This window comes from Stenotrophomonas sp. K-6, from assembly GCF_056861555.1.
Genome location: NZ_JBSPUC010000005.1, coordinates 251,710 through 271,336, shown reverse-complemented (window position 1 = coordinate 271,336; position 19,627 = coordinate 251,710). Strand labels below are relative to the sequence as shown.

The window sequence follows — 19,627 nt, the reverse complement described above, 5'->3', positions numbered from 1 at the left end:
TTCAGCCGGACACCTTGACGCGTGCGTTGGCATTGCGCTTGAGCAGCCAGCGCGCGATCAGCGCCAGCAACAGGCAGGCCAGGCCCACGAAGCCAGCCAGCAACAGCGGGCTCTGCGAGAAGTACCAGCGCAGCCAGGTCAGCGGCGGCAGGTGGCCGACGTAGTAACTCTGGTTGCCGGCCAGGCTGCGTACCTTGTCTTTCTGCAGCAGCACCACGCTGCCCTGGAAATCGCGCAGACGGTCCGGATCGAACCACGCTTCGAACAGGCGATTGACCTGGGCCGGATCATCGGCCATCACCGCGATCACGCTGCGGCCCTTGCGCAAGGGGGACTCAAAGCCCATCAGCACCACATCGCCGGCATCCGGGCGCACCGACACTTCGGCCGTGGTCGGCAGGTCGGTACGGCGTGCATCCGGAGACAGGAACGAGGGCATGCGCTCGAACACCCAATCCGAGAGCTGGAAGCGGCGCGACTGCCCCGCCTCGCCAATCGGCAGGTGCGCGGCCCATTCGCCGAACAGCGGCTGGCTGCGGCGCGAGCCCAGCACGACCAGATCCTGGTCGGCATGTTCGCCCACTTGGCCCGCCGCGATGATGCGGTTGCGCAGTGCCGGGTAGCCGGTCGAGGCCCCCATGCGGCCGAGCAGCGTCAACACATTGCCGACGTCATCGGCGGTGGGGTTGTCGGGCAGCACCAGCACGGTCTCGGACAGATCGGCCAGGCGCGTGAACGGATAGCCGGCGTTGCCGAAGGCCGCCAGGTTGGGCATCGCCATGTAATGGTCGAAGCCGCTCAGGTCGATGCTGGTGTCGCCATCGATGGCCGCGGAGACGTCCGGGAACGTGTTCTTGCACTCGGCCGCCTGCGGGCGATCGAAGAAGAAGTGGAAGCGCAGCTGGCTGTTGGACGAGAACGGGCCGGTCGGCAGCATCACTTTCTGCTGGATCGGCATCACGCCCGGCGCCTTGATCTTGTTCCACAGCATATCCGACACCGAGCGCGGTGCCGGGCGGCCGTTCAAGGGCAGCGTGGTGACGAAGGCATCGTTGATGCTGATGTTCAGCGCCGACTTGTTCGCCCCTTCCGGCAGCGTGTAGCGGTAACGCAGGTCCAGCGGGATGCCGTCACGACGCCACACGAACAGATCCGGCGGCAACTGCAGGCCGATGCGGATCAGGTCCGGGTGGTAGCCGACCACGTTCAATTCGCTGGTCTGCTGGACCAGCTCGGACACGCGTACCGGGCGATCGCTGGGGATCCAGTTCGGCGCGTCGTACGGCTTGCGCGGCGCGATTTCCTTGAAATCCCCGATGCTGGCGGTCGGACCGGACAGCGGGGTGCCCAGGGTGAGCGCGGTGGCAGCGATGCGCAGTTCACCATCATCGCGACCGAGCACCAGCAGCAGCTTGCCGTTGGCATCGTTCGGGTTGGCGATCACGGCCAGGGTCGGCCCGCTGATGTCGGGCAGCACCAAGCCGGCCGGCGGGTTGCGCGGGGTGGCCACCACCACCGCGTTGCCTTCCAGCGGTACGGTGTCGATCGAAGCCGGGAACAGCGCACCGCGATAGCCGGCCAGCGCACCGAACCACGAGGAGACAATGCCGGCCGACTGCAGCAGCCCCTGCCCCGGCTGACCGGTGAACACGAACGGCAGCTCCAGCCGGTTGGTATCGCGTGCATCGAAGAACGGCACCGGCAGCAGCGACAGATCATTGGTCAGCTGCAGCGGCGCCCAGCCCAGTTCCAGGTAGCTGCCGGCGTCGATGTTGGCCCACAGACTGGTGTGGTCCGGGTCCTCGCATTCGCGCGTGTAGTGGCCGATCAACTGCAGGTTGATGCGGTTGTAGTCGATGATCATGCGCGGATCGATATCGATGTCGCGCTCGATCATCCGCCCGGCCTGCTCGACCGGGGTCGGCAGGGTTGCCACGGTCACGTCGTTGACGGTGACCTTCAGGTGCGACAGGTCGGGCAGCAGCGCTGGCGAATAGCTGTACTTCAAATGCAGCGAGGCGCGATCGACCACCTGGTCGTTGCGGACCGAAAACGGCACGCCCGCGGTGCCCTGGATGCCACGCAGGGTGATCTCGTAATCGATGCCCAGCTGCTTGAGCGTGGAGCGGCTCTGCCGCGAACCGGCGGCCGGCGCAGCGGGCGGCACGGGCACTGCCGGGGCGGCATCGGCGGGTGCGGCGACCGGTGCGGCCGTTGCCGGTACCGGCGGATCCTGCGCGTAGACCGCGCCACACAGCAGGGTCAGGGTGAACGCCACCGCTGCGGCGGACGGACGCGGCATGCGCACCGGGCGGAACAGGGAACGGTGACGACGGGTCATGCGGAATCTCCGGTGCGCGGCGGGGTGGGGCCATCCTTGCGGCCTCCCGCAAGAACGAAACTGCCCAGGCGGTGGAAGCCGCGCATGCTGGCCTTGAGGACGTCGGTGGTGGAACGCAGGAACGTGTCGCGGTCATGCCGACCCCACAGCTTCACCCAGATGTCGGCACGAGCGAAGGTGGAGGTGACCAGCCAGCGTTCCTGCTCCAGGGTCAGCTCGCCGAACTGGATGCTGATGCCCTGGTCGTCGCGATCGTGCCGCACTTCGGCCGGCAGACGCTCGCTGCGCTGGCGGTGAGCCAGTTCGACCTCGACCTGCGTGCCCGGCTGCACCGGCTGGGACTGGTCCAGCCGCAGCGCCATGCCCCCGGTGGAGAAGTTCAGCGTGCGGCACGGCAGCGCCTGGCCATCGGGCAGGTGCAGCACGGCCCGCATGTTCAGCGGCACGCGGTGCGAGCGGCGGATCTGGCGCTGTTCGCTGGAGGTGGCGATGACCGCGCCCAGCATGATCATGTTGTAGACGGTCCAGCCCAGGTTCAACCAGATCGTATTGACCTCGCCACTGGTATCGGCCATCACCATCCGCACGATGCCGGCGACCACGCCCAGCAGGTTCAGCAACAGCAGCAGCAGATACGGGCGGGCGATCTGCGCATCGAAGTAGCTGCGCTGGACCAGGCCGCCCTTGGCGGTCACGTTGAACTTGCCCAGCTTGGGATTGATCACCGCCATCAGCGTCGGGCGCAGGATGTACCAGGCCAGCGTGGTCTCGTAGACCTCGTTCCACAGCAGATGGCGATGCTTGCCCTGCACGCGCAGGTTGGTCATGTTGGCCATCACGATGTGGGGCAGCGCGTAGGCCAGGATCATCAGCGCCGAGGCGTGGATGACGTGGGCGCCGAAGAACAGGAAGGCCAGCGGTGCGGTCAGGAAGATGATCCGCGGCAGGCCGTAGAAGAAGTGCAGCATCGCATTGGTGTAGCAGATGCGCTGCATCAGGCTCAGCCCCTTGGCGAACATGGGGTTGTCCACCCGCAGGATCTGCGCCATGCCACGGGCCCAGCGGATGCGCTGGCCGACGTGCGCCGACAGGCTCTCGGTGGCCAGGCCGGCCGCCTGCGGCACCGGGATGTAGGCACTGCGATAGCCGGCGCGGTGCAGACGGATCGCGGTGTGCGCATCCTCGGTGACGGTTTCGATGGCCACGCCCCCCACTTCCTCCAGCGGGCCGCGCTTGATCACGGCGCAGGAACCGCAGAAGAAGGTCGCGTTCCACTGGTCGTTGCCATCCTGCAGCAGGCCGTAGAACAGCTCACCCTCATTGGGCACGCGCCCGAAGTTGCCCAGGTTGCGCTCGAACGGATCGGCCGAGAAGAAATAGTGGGGCGTCTGCACCACAGCCATCTTCTCGTCGAACAGGAACCAGCCCATCGACATCTGCAGGAACGAGCGGGTCGGCATGTGGTCGCAATCGAAGATCGCGACGTACTCGCCGCTGGTCTTCTTCAAGGCCGCATTGATGTTGCCGGCCTTGGCGTGGTTGTTGTTGGTGCGGGTGATGTACTTCACCCCGACCTCTTCGCAGAATTCGCGGAATTCCTCGCGGCGGCCGTCATCGAGCAGGTAGATGTTGAGCTTGTCGGCCGGCCAGTCCAGCACGGTGGCGGCCAGCACGGTGGTGCGCACCACCGACAGCGGCTCGTTGTAGGTCGGGATGAGCACATCCACGGTCGGCCACAGCGACTGGTCTTCGGGCAACGGCATCGGTTTGCGATGCAACGGCCAGGCCACCTGGAAGTAGCCGAGCACCAGCACGATGAACGAGTACACCTCCGCTGCCACCAGGCCCAGGCCCAGGGTGAGGTCGACGAAGCTGCTCATGCCCATGGTGTCGGTCAGGCGCCAGTACATGTAGCGCGTGGACATCACCAGCGACAGGCCCATCAACACCAGCGGGATCAACCGGCTCTCGCGATCGCGCAGGCACAGGGCGATCAGGAACACCACGGCCGAGAACAGGAACTGCTGACCGATCTCCATGGGTACGGTGATCACGAAGGCCAGCAGCATGGCGCCGCCGACCACCAGCGCAAGCAGCGCCAAGCGGGCCAGAACGGCATCCCCTCTCGGGGTGGAAGTTTTGCTCATGATGTTCCCCAACACGGCCGCACGCAGCGGCATCCCCTTGCATCAGCCGGCACTCCCGCCCCACCCTGAAGGGCGCGGCGAACGATCACCGGCTACGTTTCACGCCCCGCGCAGCCGGCTCAGCGGACTGTGCCCCGGCGAAGCACTGCGGGCGCCGGCCAGACGCTGGAACAGCTGCTCAAGCGGTGTGCTCTGGGCCGGTGTGCTCTGGGACGGTGTGGCCACGACCGGTGTTTCGACCGCGGTGGTCTCGACCGGCGCGAACACCGGTGCGGCGCTGACCACCGGCGTCAGGGTGGCAGCCGGAATCGGCGGCACCTCGGCGCGCGGTCGTGCCGGCGCACTGACCCGGGTCTGGCTGTGGGAAAAATCCTGGTAGGCGCGCGTGTCATCGCGTCCGCCGAGGCGGTTGAACAGGCCAGCCACGTCGTCGTCGTGGCTCTCCGTATCGGCAGGTTTCAGAAGCTTGCTCATGGCACCATCGAAAAGGGGAGAGAGATTCAGAACACACGCGACAGCGTGTAGGTCGCTACATCCGGGGTGTCGCTCTGCAGGTACCGGACATCCAGTACCGATACCATCCCGGCGGCACGGAACCATTGCCGGTACACACCTTCCAGAAAACCAGTATCCCACCCGACGCGGCCGCCGAGTAACGCCGACAACGGCGAGGCGGCATGGTGAATGTGAACCTGTTCTGGCAATTCCTCAAACGCCACCTGCCCCCACTCGGCAGAGGACCAGACCGCGTTGGCGGCACCCTGCAGTTCCTCCAGGGTCGCTACCGCCGGCAGCGCATGGGCACGGCCGAAGCGCTCACCAATCCGCGCCATCAACCGCGCAAGTTCGGCATCGGGCAACGCACTGTCGAACTCTTCGCAGAGCGCCAGCAGGAAGCCGCGCCACTGCCGGGAGCAGGCATGGGTGCGGTAGTAATCGAGTGGTGCTGATGAATTCATCCGGGAAGCCTAGACGAACCACGATGCGGAGGCGTTATACGGGACAATTACCGGCATCGATGTCGGTCAAAAGTGTGAACTGCGCCTCATATTATTGTGGCACATCTGGCTTTCCTGCATAGCGAGCGCGCCGCGTCGCTTCCTGACGCGCAGCGTCACCTGTCCCGGCCGGGCTGAACGGAATCGGGGTTGACGGGTGTCCGGCGGCAGCCATTGCCGCGCCGGTGCACTGCTCAGCCCTCGGCGGGCAGCTCGAAGACCTGGCGCAGATACGCCAGATAGCCCGGGTCGTCGCACATGCTCTTGCCGGGTGAATCACTCAGTTTGGCGACCGGCTGGCCGTTGCAGCGGACCATCTTGATGACGATGTTGAGCGGGGTCGGGCCCAGATCATTGGTCAGGTGCGTGCCGACCCCGAAGGCCACCTGGCAGCGGCCGCGGAAGTAATCGAACAGCTGCATCACCTTTTCGATGTTCAGCCCGTCACTGAAGACCAGCACCTTGCTGCGTGGATCCACCCGGCGGCTTTCGAAGTGCGCCAGCATGCGGTCGCCCCAGCTGAAGGGATCACCGGAATCGTGGCGGACACCATCGAACAGCTTGCAGAAGTACATGTCGAAGTCGCGCAGGAAGGCCTCCAACCCAACCACATCCGACAGCGCGATGCCCAGATCGCCGCGGTACTCGCGCGCCCAGGATTCAAGCGCGGCCACCTGCGAATCGCGCAGCCGGGGCCCCAGCGCCTGGAACGCCTGCAGGTACTCATGGGCCATCGTGCCGTGCGGGGTCATGCCGTACAGCCGGGCGAAGTGCACGTTGCTGGTGCCCACGAACTGCGCACCCAGCGCATCGCGCAGCATCGGCAGCATCCGCCCATGCCACTCGCGCGAATACCGGCGGCGGCTGCCGTAGTCGGCGATCCGGCACAGCTCGAAGCCAGGGGTATCGCGCAGCAGCGCGGTCTTGGCCTGCAGGCGGCGCTCGCCCTCGCTGAAATCCGAGTCGGTGGTGTTGCGGAACCAGACTTCGTTGATGATCGCCAGCAGCGGCACTTCGAACAGGATGGTGTGCAGCCACGGCCCTGTGATGTCCAGATCGACCTCACCGGGCACGGTGGTCGAGGGGCGCAGCGCGATGTACTTGCGGTCCAGGTGGAACAGACCGAGGAAATCGGCGAAGTCCGGTTTGACGAAGCGCAGGCCGCGCACGTAGTCCAGCTCTTCGGCACTGAAGCGCAGGCTGCACAGGTGATCGATCTCAGCGTTGATCTGGTCGATGAACTGCGCCAGGTCGATGCCCGGGGTCCGGCACTTGAACCGGTACTGCACCTGCGCGCCGGGGTACTGATGCAGCACCGCCTGCATCATGGTGAACTTGTACAGGTCGGTGTCGAGCAGGGACTGGATGATCATGCCGACGATTATGCGCCTGACGTCGTGTACCGACCAACGTCGCGCACCTGCGCAGGCAGTGAGCGTTCACGGCGTCTGTTGGCCGCCGCGGGAGAATCGGCGTCGAGGCACTTACCGGCGACGCAGCAGGCGCGGCACCTGCACCAGGGCATGCGCCCAGATCGCCCCCCACACCGCGCAGCGCACCGGAAAGGCACGTTGCGGGGCCTCGAACTTCCGGAAGTAACGCCACAGACCGCGATGCTTGTGCCATTCCACGAAGAACGGCCGCGAGCGGCTGGAGACACCGCGCACGTGGGTGACCTGCAGGTCGTTGGCGATCGCGATGACTGCGCCGGCCTCGCGCGCACGGCGGCACAGGTCCAGATCCTCGGCGTGCAGGCGATAGCCGGCATCCCAGCCACCGATCCGGTCGAACAGGGCGCGCGGCATCAGCAGCAGCGCACCGGACAGGGCCGGCACGCTCTGCAGCGGCTGGCTGCGGTCGGCCGGGATGGCCAGCTTGCCGCCCTGGCCCGGGTTGCGCAGCATCGCGGCGAAGTCCGGATCGCGGCGGCGCACCGCATCGTCTGGCCGGCCATCCTCATCCACCTGCTCGACCCCCAGCAGGCAGTCGCCGAGCGGCAGCGCGCGTTCGCGCAGCAGGGCCAGGGTCTCGGGGCCAACCATCAGGTCCGGGTTGATGAAGGCCAGCCACGGCGCCTGGCTGTCGGCCACGCCCTGGTTGTTGGCCGCAGCGAAGCCGGGGTTGTCCGGGTTGGCGATGAAGCGCACCCGCGGATCGGCGCTGGCATGGCGCTGCACGATCTCCAGGGTGCCGTCGGTGGAGTCGTTGTCGACCACCCGGATCTCGGCGATGTCGCGCGCCTCGCGCAGGCGCAGCAGGCAGGCGTCCAGCGTGCTGGCGCTCTGGTAGCTGACGATGATGGCGGCGATGGCAGGGCTCAAACGGGCGACTCCGGGGCGGCAATGACAGGCGGCGCGAACAGATCGCCCTGCGCCCTGGGCATTATCGCCTGCCGGTGATGCTGCTGCAGGTCGTGGCGCGCCTGCTGCAGTGGATCGGCCATCAGGAAACCCGCCAAGCGCGGGGGCCAGGCCGGCCAGCGCGTCGCCAACGCCTCCATGTCACCCTCGCCGGTCACGCCTTCAGCCACGCGGGCGACGAAGGCGGTCTCGCACAGCGCGTTGCGCCAACCGAGCCCGGCCATGCGCAGGCTGAGGTCGATCAGCGCCGCATTCCACGACGCGTAGCTGTGCATGTCCAGCCCGCCGGCCTTGCGCCGGGCATTGCCGCGCAACAGCACCGCATGGGTCACCGCCGAGGGCAGTTCGGGATGCAACGGCGGCATCACCGCGCAGGCCTGTGCCAGCGGGGCCAGATCAAGGTCGTCGGGCAGCGGATTGATCTCGCCCAGGCGCGGCCAGGCGGCCGTCTCACCAGCATTGCACCACGGGGTGGCCGAGCCGATCGAGGCATCGCGGGCCAGGCAGGCCTCCAGCTGCTGCAACCAGCCCGGTGCGGGGATCGCATCCGGGGCAAGCACCACGACGTCGGCGCCGGTACACGCTGCAAGCATTTCATCCAGATGCGCGACTTCGCCGATCGCCCGGGCGCGGCGGGTGTACTCGGCCTGCAGTGGGGTCTGTGCGAGCCAGTGCTCGATCACGGCCTGGGCACGCGGCCCGGCCTGGCCATCGTCGGCCAGCCAGATCGCCGTTCCCGGCGTGGTGCCGGCATCGAGCGCGGCCAGGCAGCGGTCCAGCGCGGCATCGTCGACCCCGATCGGCAGCAGGATGACCGTGCTCATGCGGACCTCTGCGTGTCGTCTTGGCCGTGTCGCTGTCTCATCGCGGGCTCCCCTGGGCGCGGCCAGCGTAACAAGATCGGCCCCCGCGGTGACAGCGCGGGCCTGGCATCGCTCAGCGCTTGGCCTTGGGCTCGGGGAACGGCTCCATCGCACGGAACCGGCTGCTGTATTCGTCGGTCAGGTTCCGCGACTCCTGCGCATTGCGCACGATGGTCGGGGTGAGCAGCACGATCACTTCGGAGCGTTCCGAGCGCTTGGTCTTGCTGCCGAACAGCGCACCGATCACCGGAATCCTGCTGAGCCCGGGAACACCGCTGGCGCCATCGTCGTCGGAGTTGGTGATCAGCCCGGCCAACATGATGGTGTCACCGCTCTGCACCGCCGCTTCGGTGGAAATCTTGCGGGTATTGATCGGCGGGTTGCAGGTGGTGCGGGTCGGGTCGCAGCCGCTCGGAATCGCCCCGGCCGAACTGACCTCCTGGACGATGTCCAGGAACACCACGCCATCGCGGGTGATGCGCGGCCGCACCTTGAGGATCACGCCGGTATCCAGGTACTGGACCTGGCTGTAGGTGTTGTCGCCGCCGACGCCGGTGTTGACCGAGACCGAGTTGATCGGAATCTGGGTACCGACGTTGAGGGTGGCTTCGGCGTTGTTACGCACGAACAACGACGGGGTCTGCAGCAGGCGCAGGTTGCTGACCTTGTCCAGCGCGCTGACCACCGCAGCGGCGTTCTTGCCGAGGAAGGTCCAGCCCACGCCACCATCGCCGACCGTGCCGGAGATGCTGCCCCAGATCGAGCGGCCAAGCGCGCTGGGCAGGTCGATGCCGCTCTCGGTCTTGCCGGTGGCCACCGCCTGCTCGAAGAACCAGTTCACGCCATAGCTGAGATCGCCGGTCAGCGCGACCTCGGCCACCTGCGCTTCGATGTGGACCTGCATCGGCATTACGTCGAGCTTTTCGATCACTTCGCGGATCGAGCGCCAGGCCTGCGGGGTGGAGCGCACCAGCAAAGTGTTGGTTTCCTCCACCGCCGAAACGCCGACGGTATCGCCCTGCACTTCCAGGCTGAAACTGGCGTTGCCGGACTGACGCTGCGGCAGGTTCATCGTGCCATCGCCCAACCCACCGCGGTTGCTGCCGTTGCTGCTGCCGGTGTTGGAGAAATTGCTGTTGTTGTTGCTGTTGCCATCGCGGCTGCCGAGGTCCATCGGCGACGCGCCCGGCGCCAGCGAGCTGCTGCCGCGACCGCTGCGGCCATTCTCGTTGGCGAATGCTTCGGCCAAGCGCTCGGCCAGGTCCTTGGCCTTGACGTAGCGCAGCTCGTAGGAGAACAGCCGCGCATTGCCACCGGCGGTATCGATGCGGTCCAGCCACTGCTGGATCTGGTCGAGGTAACGCGCCTGCGGGGTGATCACCAGTACCGCGTTGGCATTCTCCAGCGGCAGGAAGCGGAACATGCCGGCACTGGGGGTCTTGCTCTCCTCGCCGAACACCTTCTCCAGATCGGCGGCCACCTGCTCGGCCTTGCCCGACTGGATCGGGAACACGCCCACGGACATGCCCGAGAGCCAGTCCACGTCAAATATCTCGACAGTGCGCAGGTAGTTCTCCAGTTCGCTGCGGGTGCCGCCAAGGGTGATCACGTTGCGGCCGTTGTCGACGTTGACGATGGCGTTCGGGCGCGCGTACGGCTCCAGCACTTTCTTCATCTCGGTGGCCGAGATGTACTGCAGCGGTACCACGCGCACTTCGAAGCCGCGCGCATTGGCCGGCGAAGCGGTGCTCGGCGAGACCGTGCCGGCCAGCGCCTGATCGGCGGCCACGATGTTGTAGCGGCCCGCGCTGTAGACCATGCGCGCGTTGTTCCAGCCCAGCACCATTTCCAGCAGGTTCAAGGCCTGCGCAGAGGACACCGGCTTGGGTGTGGCCAGGGTCACGGTGCCCTGCACGCCCGGCGCGATCACGTAGTTCTGCCCGAGGAAATCGCCCAGGATCGCCTTGACCACCGCATGCACCGATTCGCCTTCGAAATTGAAGGTGGCGTTGCCGGTGGAGGCATTGCCCAGCGAGGGCTGCGGCGCGGCGGCGGCGCTGCGGTTGATCATGGTGCCGGTGCCACGGCGGATCACGGCTTGTGGGGCGCCGGTGCCGGCCAACGGTTCGGCATCGACCCCATCGCGGGACCCATCACCGGCGACCACCTGATGACTGTCGAGCACCGCATCGCGGCGTACCTCCGGCGCGGGCACGGTGGTGCAGCCCACCAACAGGGCGACGAGGAAAGACACGGGGAAAAGGCGCAGGGTCATGCTGTCACTCTAAGGGTTGTGGCCGGAGCCGCCCGCGGGCGGTTGCTGCGACTGCTGTTGCTGTTGCTGCTGCAATTGCTGGCGGCGCGCCTGGATGCGCTCGCGGATCGCCTTCATCTGGTCCTCGCTGGGCCCCTGCGCGTTCTGTGCGGGGGCGGCCGCGTTCAACGATGTGCCGGACGGCGGCGCAGCCGTTGCATTCGGCAGCTGCGGCGCCGGCATCGGTGCCACCACGCCATTGTTCGGCCGCGCAGCAGCGCCGGCAGGCGGAACCGTCGTGAGCTGCGTAGTGCCCAGCACGGTGGGCGGTTCGCCACCCTGCCCGTTGAACACCTGCAGTTCCAGTGTCTGGGTCCCGCCTGGGCCACTGACGGTGGCGCGGCGCGGTTCCAGCGCGAGCAGTTGCCAGCCGTTCACCGCCTCACCGTTCAAGCGCAGCCGCAGCGACTGGCGCTGGTCGGTGGTCAGGATCGCCATGGCGAACTCAGACGTGAGCAGCACGCCGGTCAGCGATACGCTGCTGGCGGTGCCCTGTTCGGTGCCGCCGAGCAGATACGGACGCGGTTGGCGGTCTTCGGCGAACAGCGGCCGCGCGCCGATCTGTGCGTAGGTACTGGCCGAGGCCATGCGCTCCGGCGCGGCAGGCGCCAGGCCGGGCAACGGCGCGGAGCCGATATCGCCATCGGTCGCCAGCGCGATGCGGCCGCCCAGCCCGAACAGCGTCGCGATCCAGATCGCCAGCGCCCACAGCGCGATGCCCCCCAGCCACCAGGTGCGCAGGCCGGCTGCCTCAAGCTTCATGCTCGACCTCCTCGGCCGCGTCCGGTGCCGGCGCGGGTTCTGCTGCATCGATAGGCGCGGCCTCACCTGGGTCGCCGTTCTGACCAGCGTCCTGTCCCGCCGGCAGCGGAAGAGCGGGGGGCACCGCCGCACCGGGCTCCAGCGCGGCGCCCGGGCGCAGATAGCCGACCAGTTCGAACGACACGTCCAGCCCGGTGCCGGTTTCACTCGGCGATTGCTGGAAGCGCTGCGCCAGCAGATTGAGGTTGTCCACGAACAAGCGCGGCGTGCCGGTCTCCAGCGTGTGCAGCACCGCGGCCATCTCCGGCACACCGCAGCGCAGCCGCACCTGCAGCGCCACGCGCGGGAACGCTGGTTCGCGGCTGGCATCGGGCAGCGGGGTGCGGTTGCTGATCGTGCAGCTGCGGTTGCCCGGGCTGGCCGACGCCACGGCATCCTGCAGGCGGCTGGACAGCGCCGCGGCGGCAGATTCGGCGGTGGCCTCGCGCAGGAAGCCGGGGCGGCCCTCGAGCGCGGTCTGGACCTCGCCCAGTCGGGTGGCGATCTGGCCGCGCTGCGCCAATTGCGCCTCTACGCGCTGCTGGCGTTCCTGCACGGCGGCGATGTCGGCGTTGATCGCCAGCAGTGGACGGGTCAACCACGGATGCACCAGCAGCAGGTAGGCCACGGCGATCACCGCCAGCAGCAGACCCAGCGCCAGCCAGCGATCACGGCGTGTCGGCTGTGCTGCCATCGGCAACCTCCTTCGCAGGCGGCGTCGCGCCGGGCAGCGGCTGCAGTTCGGCCGTCAGCGTGAACCGGTCGCGGCCGCTGGTTGCCCCATCAGCCTGCAGCACGCCGGTCAGGTTGACCTTGCGCCACAGCGGCGAGTCCTGCAGCAACGGCACCAGTTGCGAGGCTTCGCGGCTGAGCCCGATCAGCTGCAGCGTATTGCCTTCGATCGACATTTTTTCCAGATAGGTGCCATCGGGCAACAGGCGGGTGAGTTCGTTCCAGATCTCCACCGTGCTGGCATGCTCGGCGCGCTTGCCCTCCAGGAATGCGGCGCCCTCCACCAGGCTCTGAAGCTGTTGCCGCTCGGCGGCGACCTGGCGGGCGTCACGCGCGGCGGCATCGACCTGCTCGCGCAGCGCATCCGCTGCCGCCTGCCGATTCTCAAGCACCTGATGCCCGGCCAGCGCGAGCAACACCACCGCGCTGATCGCCAGGATCCAGTTCCAGCGTGCCATGGGATCGCGATACGGCTGACGCTGTGCGACCGGCAGCAGATTGACGTCCAGCGGCTGGCCCTCGGCGTCGACGGCATCCACGCCGGCCACGGCCTGGGCCCATGGCCCGGCCTGCTGCGCCCAGTGCTCCAGTTGCTGGCGGGGGATCACCACCAGTTCCACCTGCAGCTGGCCATCCGGCAACGCGCCCAGATCACGCACGTCATAGCTGACCTGGCTGGCATCGAACGGGGTTTGCCGATCGATTTCGAAGCCGACCACATCGCGCAGTCGCTCGGCCGCCGCCGCCGGCAACCGCAGCGGGCGACGCAACACGCTGCCGGCAGGCAGCAGCCAATGCCGCGGCAGGCTGCGCAGACGTGCATCCAACAGCTTGTCCAGCGCGGCCGGCGACACCGGCCACGGCAGTTCGGCAATCGCCTCGAGCTGTTCGCCGGTCTGGCGCTGAACGTGCAGCACCTCACCCTCGCGCTTGAGCAGCAGCCGTGAGCGGGACCAGCCCATCGCCCATTGCCAACGCACCGGCAGCCAGGCCAGCAAGGATTGCCGCCACCAGCGCAGGCTGCTGCCCACGCCAGGCGACAAACGCCCGCGGGCCCGCACCAGACTGTCACGCCATGCCGTCATCTTGCTGCCATTCCCTGTTCCCAGCGAAGTACTGTGTATGCCGTTCCCGGCGTGCCTGCCGAGCCCATCCTCACCACGGCGCGCAGTACCGATATCCGGCCGCGTTCGTCCGTGGCGCGACTCTCGATACTATAGGTGCCGCTACCACCTGCAAGCGGTGCGACCGGTAATCCCGCGTCATCTGCGGTCGCCGCACGCTCGCGCTCGGCCAGCAGACGCTCCGCATCCAGCCCCAGCGCGGTCAACACCGGTCCGGCGGCAAAGCGCGGGTCGGGCCGCGCCTGGCGGCTGTACAGGGTCAGCATCGGCTCGATCCGCGCATACAGCTCGGCCTCCATGCCGAGCACGCGCTGCAGCTCGCCGACCGTCTCAAAGCGCGCGTTGCGTGCGCCATACGGCAGGCCAGCGGCGATGTAATCGGGCGTCTCGGCGCCCCCCCCGGGCTGTTTGAGGCTGTCGGCGTCGCGCCAGTCGACGATGGCGCCGGCCAGCTGCTGGGCGTGCCCAGGCTCTTCCCCCATCGCGCGCAGGAACGCAGTGAGGAAGTTGGCATCGGCCAGGTTCAGATTCACTTTGCCGTTCTCATCGAGGATCGCCAGATCGATCCGGCGGTCATCGAAGGTCCAACGGTAGCGGCGGCCGTCGGCCACCCAGGCCGGCTGGCTGGCGCGCGGCTGCAGACGATGCAGGGCGTACTCCAGGCCCGCGCGCGCGTACTCCTGGCCGATGGCATCGTCGCCGATCACCCGCTGCTGCATGTGCTCCACGCGCGCGCTCAGCGCGAATGCACCGATCACCGCCGTGAGCAGAGCGATCAACCATAGCACCAGCACCAGCGCCGCACCGCGCGCGCGCCTCATGGGCGATCTCCGCGCGGCGGCGGCAATGCCGCGATCATCGGCGGCCATGCTGGCCCCTGCAGCGGGATGATCTCGATCGAGACCAGCAGTGGCAGTCGGCGGGTGTCATCCCAGCGGTCCAGCCAGTCGGTCAACTGGCCCGTGCGCGGATCGGTGCCGCGATAGCGGAAGCGCACCTCGCGCAGTTGGTCGGCCAGCATCTCCGGCGGTCGCGGCGGGTCTTCTTCAATTGCGTCACCGTTCTGCAGCAGGGTCAGTTCCACCTCCAACTGTTCTTCCCCACCCGCGCGACGGACCTGCAGCTCATGCGCATAGGGCCCCCCGCGGCCCAGGTACCCCGGCAGATCGGAGACGAACAGCATCCGCTGCGGCTCGCCGACGAAATACACCGGGTCGCGGGTGGGATCGGGGGGGGAGGTGGCGATGACCAATGCGGTGGACAGGCGACGGCGCAGGAAGCCCTCGACCGCGCGCATGCGTTCGTTCTGGGCAGCCATGCGCTCGCCGCGCTGGCTGATCGCCATCGCCGAGCGCACGGTGGCGAAGGCCAGTGCCAGCCCGCCGACCAGCAGCGCGGTCGCCAGCAGGATCTCGATCAGCGTGAAGCCGCCGGCGCGGCGTGGGCGCAGCGTCATCGCGGTGCGCCCGCTACCGGCGGCAACAAGCGCAGGCTGCGCCACTGCAGCTGCTCGCCATTGCCTTCGCCCCAGCGCACCTGCAGCGTGATCTGCGCCAGGATCGGGCCGCCAACGTCGGTGGTCACCGGCGCGGTGGTGGTACGCGGCTCCGCGTAAGGCTCCACCTGCAATCGCCAGCGGTACTTGCCCTGCTCCCACTCGCCCTGGGTGCTGCCTTCCTGCAGCGGCGTCTCCACCCCGGTACTGGCCAGCAGCGACTGCGCATACAGCGTGGCCCGGCTGCGCACATCGGCCTGGCCGACCTGACGCGCGGCTCCGGACAGACTGCCCAGCAGCAGCGTCAACGCCAACGCCAGCAGCGCGAACGCGATGATCACCTCCAGCAGCGAATAGCCACGCTGACGCCTCATCGGCCCTCCCGGCGCGGCCCGGCACGGACTTCACCGGTGATCCAGCCGACGTGGATCTCCCACACCGCACCGCGCGTGCTCAGGTCAATGCTGCCGCCACTGGCCGCGCCGTCGGCGAAGAAGGCAATGCTGCCCTGCCCCGGCGCGGTGCTGAGCTGGCTCGCACCGCGGAACTGGACGTCAAGCGTGGCGGGAATCTGCCCGTGGCGACCATTGGCGGCCTGCCACGTCCGCGCACGCGGGTCGATCACGAAGCGCTGCGTCTGCCCGGTAGCAATGGCCTGCGTGCGCGTGTAGCGCAGCTGGGTGGCGATTTCCTTGCCGGTGTTGCGCAGGCGCATGCCATCGATGCCGCCGTTCATCGCGGTGGCGGTCACCACGCCGATGATGGCGATCAGGGCGACCACCAGCAGCATCTCCAGCAACGACAGACCGCGTGCATGGGTGCCCGTGGGCACGCGATGCGGCGGTCTGCTCGGCACGGGCCACAGCGCTCCCAATGCCGATTACTCGTACCGGATGTCCGCGTCGTAGCTGCTGCCACCCACCTTGCCGTCCTTGCCCAGGCTGATCAGGTCATACGGCTGGCTTTCGCCGGGCACGCGGTACTCCAGCGCGTGGCCCCAGGGATCATTGAGGTCGGCCGGCTTGGCGTACGGGCCGAGCCAGCCCGCGCTGCCGCTGGGCTGGGTGACCAGATCATCCAGCTTGGCCGGCAGCTTGCCGGTGTCCAGCTGATAGTTGTCGATCTTGCCGGCCATGGTCTGCACCTGCGCCTTGGCGATGTTGGCCTTGCCGCGGTCGGCACCGCCGAGCACACGGCTGCCGACCAGGGTCAGCACCGCGCCGATCAGCACGATCACGATGATGATTTCCAGCAGGCTCATGCCGGACTGGTGGCGTGCGGAAGAAAAGCGGGTCAGGCGACGGCGTTGCATATGGCAGGCTCCTTGCATCGAATCGTTGGGGTACTCACCAGCGGCCGGTCAGCCGATGGCATTGGTCAGGTCGTACAGCGGTACCAGCACGGCCACGATCACCAGGCCGACCACCGAGGCCAGCACGAGGGTGATCACCGGCACCAGCGCCGACAGCAACCGGTCGATCGCCCGCGCGCTTTCCTGCTCGAACGTATCGGCGGTCTTGAGCAGCATCGTATCCAGCGCGCCGGATTCCTCGCCGACCTGGATCATCTGCAGCGCCAGGCGTGGGAAACGCTTGCCGCGCGCCAACGACGCCGACAGGCCGTTGCCGTTCTTGACCTCGTCACTGGCGGCATCGACATCCGCAGCCAGCGCGCGGTTGCTGAGCACATTGCGCGCGATGCCCAGGCCGGACAGCAGCGGCACGCCGTTGCGCAGCAAGGTGCCCAGGGTACGGGCCAGGCGCGCGGTTTCCAGCTTGGCCAGCAGCGGGCCGATGCCCTTGCGCTGCAGCAGCCAGCCGTCCATGGCCAGGCGCGTGGCCGGTTGCCGCAGCCGCCGTTCCACCACCAGCGCGATCACCGCCGGCACCACGATCATGATGATCCAGCCTTCGCGCACGACCAGGCCGGCGGTAAGCACCCACTGGGTGAACCACGGCAGGGCGACATCCAGGCTTTCGTACATCAGCGCGAACTGCGGCACCACGTAGCCGAGCAGGAACAACAGCGCGCCGCCGACCACCGCCAGCAGGATCGCCGGGTAGATCAGCGCATTGATGACGCGCCCTTTCAACTCTGCGCTGCGCTCCAGGTAATCCGACAATCGCTGCAGGGTGTCATGCAGGCTGCCCCCGGCTTCACCAGCGCGCACCATGTTGATGTACAGCCGCGAGAACAGCCCGTGCTGGCGTTCCAGCGCGGTGGAAAGCGGCGCGCCGCCGCGCACGATGTCGCGGATGTCGGTGACCACCCGGCGCGTGCGCTCGTCTTCGGGCAGCTCCAGCAGGATGCTCAGCGCGCGGTCCAGCGGCTGCCCGGCACCGAGAAGCGTCGCCAGCTGCTGGGTGAACTGCACCAGCCCGCCGCCGTCGAACGGTTTGCGGCGCAGCAGCGCCGCCCAGGACGAGGCACCGGCCACGCCCTCGCTGGCCAACCGCGCTTCCATCGGCATGTGGCCCTGGTCCTGCAGGCGCGCCGCCACCTCGGCTTCGCTGGCCGCCTCCATGTGCCCGTCGAACAACTCGCCATGCGCGTTGAGCGCCTTGTAGCGGTACTGGGCCATGCTCAGCCGCCCACCCGGTGCCGACCGCGCGCGCGCATCAGGAATCCTCCGTCACGCGCAGTACTTCTTCCAGCGTGGTGTGGCCCTGCAGCGCTTTGGACAGGCCATCCTCATACATGGTGCGCATGCCGGCCGCACGCGCGATCTGTTCGATCTCGCCCATCCCGGCCCGCCGCATCACCGCACTGCGCAGCGCATCGTTCATCACCAGGAACTCGACGATGGTGGTCCGGCCGAGATACCCGGTCGGCGCGATCGCCGAGGGCTGCGCGCGGTACAGGAAGATCTCGCCTTCCGGCTGCAGCCGGCGCAGGCCGAACTTCTCGATCTCCTCCGGCGAGGCGGGATAGCGCTGTGCGTGCTGCGGCTCCAGGCGGCGCACCAGGCGCTGGGCGAGGATGCCGTTGATGGTGGACGTCAGCAGATAATCTTCCACACCCATGTCCAGCAGGCGGGTAATGCCGCCAGCGGCGTTGTTGGTGTGCAGCGTAGAGAGCACCAGATGACCGGTGAGCGCGGACTGGATCGCGATGCGCGCGGTTTCCAGATCGCGCATTTCGCCGATCATGATGATGTCCGGATCCTGGCGCACGATGCTGCGCAGCGCATTGGCGAAATCCAGCCCGATCTGCGGCTTGGCCTGGATCTGGTTGATGCCTTCGATCTGGTACTCGACCGGATCTTCGACGGTGATGATCTTCACGTCAGCGGTGTTGAGCTGGCTCAGTGCCGTGTAGAGCGTGGTGGTCTTGCCCGAGCCGGTCGGGCCGGTGACCAGCAGGATCCCGTGCGGCTGCTCGAGCACCTTGCGGAACTGCGGCAGGAATGCATCGGTAAAGCCCAGCCGGTGGAAATCGAACACGACCGTATCGCGGTCGAGCAGGCGCATCACCACGCTTTCGCCGTGCGCGGTCGGCACACTGCTCACGCGCAGATCCAGTTCCTTGCCCTGCACGCGCAGCATGATGCGGCCATCCTGCGGCAGGCGACGTTCGGCGATGTTGAGCCGCGCCATGATCTTGATGCGGCTGATCACCGCGGCGGTGAGATTGACCGGCGGGCTTTCGCCCTCAATCAGCACACCGTCCACGCGGTAACGCACCTTCAGGCGGTTTTCGAACGGCTCGATATGGATATCCGAGGCGCGCAGTTCCACCGCCCGCTGGATGATGAGATTGACCAGGCGGATGACCGGCGCTTCGGAGGCCAGATCACGCAGGTGTTCGATGTCGTCAACGGCGGCGCCTTCCCCGTCGGCGGTTTCGATGATCGCGCCCATTGCGCTGCGGCCCTGACCGAACCAGCGCTCGATCACATCATCGATCTCCGAGCGCAGGCCCACGTACAGGCGTACCGGCAGCCCCATCGCAAGCTGCACCGCATCGGCCGCATACGGGTCCTGCGGATCGGACAACCACAGGTCGAGCACGCCGTCATGAAGTGCCAGCGGACAGGCATGGAATTGTTTGAGGAACCGCAGCGTCAACGGCAGACCGTCGAGCACTGCTTCGGGCGGCGCTTCCGGCACGGCTTTGGCATCAAGCAGGGGAAGGCCAAGGACCTCGGCGCAGGTCTGCGCGTGATCGCGTTCGGAGACCAGGCCCAGGCGCACCAGCAGACCCAACAGGCTGCCACCGGATTCGCGGTGCAGCGGGCGCGCGCGAGCCAGGTCGCCGTCCTTGAGCCGACCTTTCTCCAGCAATACCGCCACGATGCGCGATTCAGCTGTAGATGCTGCAGTGGGATCCTGGGCAACCGCGTTCAAGAACATTCTCCTGGCAACCGCTGCGACTTTAGCAGTTCACCGCGATCCTACGCGGGATTGCACGCCGTCCAGATGTAAAAACGGGAGCCCGTCACATGACGGACTC

Annotated in this window: 18 protein-coding genes; all 18 read right to left on the bottom strand. The window is 67.5% G+C overall.

The genetic code is table 11. The annotated features are described in order from the left end of the window. Position 1: 1 nt before the first annotated feature. Complete coding sequence (gene bcsB, locus AC13F7_RS16165) at positions 2 to 2,341, bottom strand: cellulose biosynthesis cyclic di-GMP-binding regulatory protein BcsB (protein WP_483002112.1); 2,340 nt, start codon at positions 2,339 to 2,341, stop codon at positions 2 to 4. After that, on the bottom strand, positions 2,338 to 4,488 hold the full coding sequence (bcsA, locus tag AC13F7_RS16160; protein WP_483002110.1) for a UDP-forming cellulose synthase catalytic subunit: 2,151 nt from the start codon (positions 4,486 to 4,488) through the stop codon (positions 2,338 to 2,340). The genes bcsB and bcsA overlap by 4 nt, the downstream gene beginning before the upstream one ends. Positions 4,489 to 4,587: 99 nt before the next feature. After that, a complete protein-coding gene (locus AC13F7_RS16155; RefSeq protein WP_483002108.1) occupies positions 4,588 to 4,962 on the bottom strand; it encodes a hypothetical protein in 375 nt (124 codons plus the stop codon). A 26-nt stretch (positions 4,963 to 4,988) separates the two neighbouring features. After that, entirely contained in the window at positions 4,989 to 5,447 is a 459-nt protein-coding gene (gene bcsD / locus AC13F7_RS16150; RefSeq protein ID WP_483002106.1) for a cellulose biosynthesis protein BcsD, read from the bottom strand. Positions 5,448 to 5,680: 233 nt separating this feature from the next. Beyond that, on the bottom strand, positions 5,681 to 6,859 hold the full coding sequence (gene pncB, locus AC13F7_RS16145; RefSeq protein ID WP_483002104.1) for a nicotinate phosphoribosyltransferase: 1,179 nt from the start codon (positions 6,857 to 6,859) through the stop codon (positions 5,681 to 5,683). A 111-nt stretch (positions 6,860 to 6,970) separates the two neighbouring features. Then, the gene (locus tag AC13F7_RS16140) at positions 6,971 to 7,807 is read right to left on the bottom strand and encodes a glycosyltransferase family 2 protein (RefSeq protein WP_483002102.1); all 837 of its coding nucleotides are present in this window, start codon (positions 7,805 to 7,807) and stop codon (positions 6,971 to 6,973) included. Then, positions 7,804 to 8,670, bottom strand: coding sequence for a glycosyltransferase family 2 protein (locus AC13F7_RS16135; RefSeq protein WP_483002100.1), 867 nt, complete (start codon positions 8,668 to 8,670; stop codon positions 7,804 to 7,806). Before AC13F7_RS16135 ends, AC13F7_RS16140 begins: the two co-directional genes overlap by 4 nt. A gap of 112 nt (positions 8,671 to 8,782) precedes the next feature. Further along, positions 8,783 to 10,984, bottom strand: a complete 2,202-nt coding sequence (gspD, locus tag AC13F7_RS16130) for a type II secretion system secretin GspD (RefSeq protein WP_483002098.1) — start codon at positions 10,982 to 10,984, stop codon at positions 8,783 to 8,785. Between the two features lie 9 nt (positions 10,985 to 10,993). Beyond that, on the bottom strand, positions 10,994 to 11,785 hold the full coding sequence (locus tag AC13F7_RS16125) for a hypothetical protein (RefSeq protein WP_483002096.1): 792 nt from the start codon (positions 11,783 to 11,785) through the stop codon (positions 10,994 to 10,996). Then, a complete protein-coding gene (gene gspM / locus AC13F7_RS16120) occupies positions 11,775 to 12,518 on the bottom strand; it encodes a type II secretion system protein GspM (RefSeq protein ID WP_483002094.1) in 744 nt (247 codons plus the stop codon). Before gspM ends, AC13F7_RS16125 begins: the two co-directional genes overlap by 11 nt. Further along, positions 12,493 to 13,641 carry a PilN domain-containing protein gene (locus AC13F7_RS16115; RefSeq protein WP_483002092.1) on the bottom strand — a complete coding sequence of 383 codons (1,149 nt, stop codon included), beginning with the start codon at positions 13,639 to 13,641 and terminating at the stop codon, positions 12,493 to 12,495. The genes gspM and AC13F7_RS16115 overlap by 26 nt, the downstream gene beginning before the upstream one ends. Next, positions 13,638 to 14,501, bottom strand: a complete 864-nt coding sequence (locus AC13F7_RS16110) for a type II secretion system minor pseudopilin (protein WP_483002090.1) — start codon at positions 14,499 to 14,501, stop codon at positions 13,638 to 13,640. The genes AC13F7_RS16115 and AC13F7_RS16110 overlap by 4 nt, the downstream gene beginning before the upstream one ends. Next, entirely contained in the window at positions 14,498 to 15,136 is a 639-nt protein-coding gene (locus AC13F7_RS16105) for a type II secretion system protein J (protein ID WP_483002088.1), read from the bottom strand. The genes AC13F7_RS16110 and AC13F7_RS16105 overlap by 4 nt, the downstream gene beginning before the upstream one ends. Beyond that, positions 15,133 to 15,549, bottom strand: coding sequence for a type II secretion system protein XpsI (gene xpsI, locus AC13F7_RS16100; RefSeq protein WP_483002086.1), 417 nt, complete (start codon positions 15,547 to 15,549; stop codon positions 15,133 to 15,135). The genes AC13F7_RS16105 and xpsI overlap by 4 nt, the downstream gene beginning before the upstream one ends. Next, positions 15,546 to 16,007 (bottom strand): type II secretion system protein XpsH, encoded by a 462-nt coding sequence (gene xpsH, locus AC13F7_RS16095; RefSeq protein ID WP_483002084.1) that lies wholly within the window; start codon positions 16,005 to 16,007, stop codon positions 15,546 to 15,548. Before xpsH ends, xpsI begins: the two co-directional genes overlap by 4 nt. A gap of 48 nt (positions 16,008 to 16,055) precedes the next feature. After that, on the bottom strand, positions 16,056 to 16,487 hold the full coding sequence (gspG, locus tag AC13F7_RS16090) for a type II secretion system major pseudopilin GspG (protein WP_313209244.1): 432 nt from the start codon (positions 16,485 to 16,487) through the stop codon (positions 16,056 to 16,058). Between the two features lie 48 nt (positions 16,488 to 16,535). Continuing rightward, the gene (gene xpsF / locus AC13F7_RS16085) at positions 16,536 to 17,756 is read right to left on the bottom strand and encodes a type II secretion system protein XpsF (protein WP_483002082.1); all 1,221 of its coding nucleotides are present in this window, start codon (positions 17,754 to 17,756) and stop codon (positions 16,536 to 16,538) included. Positions 17,757 to 17,793: 37 nt separating this feature from the next. Further along, the gene (gene gspE, locus AC13F7_RS16080; RefSeq protein ID WP_481468609.1) at positions 17,794 to 19,521 is read right to left on the bottom strand and encodes a type II secretion system ATPase GspE; all 1,728 of its coding nucleotides are present in this window, start codon (positions 19,519 to 19,521) and stop codon (positions 17,794 to 17,796) included. Between the last annotated feature and the right edge of the window lie 106 nt (positions 19,522 to 19,627).